This window comes from Lactobacillus sp. C449L (genome assembly GCF_059900815.1).
In genome coordinates this window covers 1-463 of the sequence record NZ_JBWXGA010000195.1, presented here as the reverse complement: position 1 = coordinate 463, position 463 = coordinate 1, and the positions used below count along the sequence as shown (strand labels likewise).

At 65.7% G+C, this 463-nt stretch carries 1 protein-coding gene; it reads left to right on the top strand.

Annotated features, from left to right (window positions below; translation table 11 throughout):
• Positions 1-95: 95 nt before the first annotated feature.
• The coding region (locus AC2JF9_RS08995; protein WP_500727076.1) for a tripartite tricarboxylate transporter substrate-binding protein at positions 96-463 on the top strand (368 nt) is incomplete at its 3' end.

The following is a 463-nucleotide window of genomic DNA, read 5'->3' as shown; positions in this document are numbered from 1 at the left end:
AGATGAAGTGGACCACGCTCGGCGCCTTGGCAGTGGCGGCCTCGGTCGCGGCAAGCTCCGCGGACGCACAGACATACCCGACGCGGCCCGTGAGCATGGTGATGCCCTACGCAGCGGGCGGGCCGGGCGACACCCTCGCGCGCCTGCTCGCCCAGAGCATGTCCCCGATCCTCGGGCAACAGGTCGTGGTGGAGAACATCGGCGGTGCCGGTGGCTCGATCGGCAGCGCCAAGGTCGCAGCCTCGGCACCCGACGGGTACAACCTTCTCATGATCCACATCAGCCACGCCACCAACCCGGCGCTGTACCCGAGGCTGAAGTACGACCCGATCAAGGATTACGAGCCGATCGGCCTCATTGTGGACCTGCCGTCCGCCTTCGTGGCCAGGAAGGACTTCCCCGCGAAGAACTTCGCCGAGCTGGTCGAGTACGTGAAGACCAACAAGGAGAAGGTGAACTACTC